The organism is Nocardia sp. NPDC059229 (assembly GCF_042754165.1).
Lineage (GTDB): Bacteria > Actinomycetota > Actinomycetes > Mycobacteriales > Mycobacteriaceae > Nocardia.
This window is the reverse complement of record NZ_JBHZAK010000081.1, coordinates 1-1206: the sequence shown is the minus strand read 5'-3', so window position 1 is coordinate 1206 and position 1206 is coordinate 1. Positions and strand designations below refer to the sequence as shown.

The window sequence follows — 1206 nt, the reverse complement described above, 5'->3', positions numbered from 1 at the left end:
GACTGACACGCCAGATGCAAAGCCACCAGCGACGACGAACACGCCGTATCCACCGTCACCGCCGGACCCTCGAAACCCAGCACATACGACACACGGCCGGAGGCGACACTGGCGCTGTTGCCGGTCAACCGGTAACCCTCGACGCCCTCGCCTGCTGCACCGTTTCTGGCGCCGGTGCCCGAGACATATCCCTGCGCCATCAGCCCGGCGAAGACGCCGGTGGCGCTGCCGCGCAGTCCGGCCGGGTCGATGCCGGAACGTTCGAACGCCTCCCACACCGCCTCGAGCAGCAGCCGCTGCTGCGGATCCATGCCCAGGGCCTCACGCGGGCTGATCCCGAAGAACCCGGCATCGAAATCCGCGGCGTCGTAGAGGAAACCACCGGTGCGGGCGTAGGTCTTGTCCACCACCCCCGGCTCCGGGTCGTACAACCGCGCCATATCCCAGCCACGATCGGCCGGAACATCAGCGATCACATCACGGCCCTGGGCGACCAGGCGCCACAGATCCTCCGGGGAGGACACCCCACCGGGGTATCGGCACCCCATGCCCACAATCGCAATCGGCTCCGAATCGGACACAGCAATCGGGGCTACCGCAATAGGCTGATTCCTAGCCCCTGGCATATCTGCGGTTTGGTGGTGGATGAAGTCGGCCAGGAGTTGTGGTGTCGGGTAGTCGAACACCATCGTCGAGGGCAGTCGCAGTCCGGTTGCCGTGGTCAGGCGGTTGCGGAATTCGACTGCACCGAGTGAGTCGAATCCGAGGTCGCGGAAGGCCTTGTCGGGGTCGATGGCGGTGGCGGTGGCGTGTCCGAGGACCGCGGCCGCGTGGGAACGCACCACATCCAACACCAGTTGGTGTTGCTGGTCGTCGTTCAGACCGGCCAGTTGCTGGGCCAGTCCGGAGGTGGCGGTGCCGGTGCCGGCGGCGGTGCGGCGGATGCGGACCAAGCCGCTCAGCAGTGCCGGCAGGGTCGCGGCCGCGGCCTGAGCGCGCAGGGTCGTCAGGTCCAGCCGGGCGGGCACGACCGCCGGTTCGTCGATGGTGATCGCGGTGTCGAGCAGGGTCAGGGCGTGTTCGGTGGTCATGGCCATGACCCCGTCACGGCCCATGCGGGCGATGTCGGTGTCGTGCAGGTGCCCGGTCATGCCGCTGGATTGGGCCCACAGACCCCAGGCCAGTGACAATGCCGGCAGTCCGAGA

General features: G+C 67.7%; 1 protein-coding gene. It reads right to left on the bottom strand.

Going from position 1 to position 1206, the window contains the following annotated elements; all coding sequences use genetic code 11:
• On the bottom strand, window positions 1–1206 hold a 1206-nt coding region (locus ACFXHE_RS44160; protein ID WP_379391786.1), incomplete at both ends, for a beta-ketoacyl synthase N-terminal-like domain-containing protein.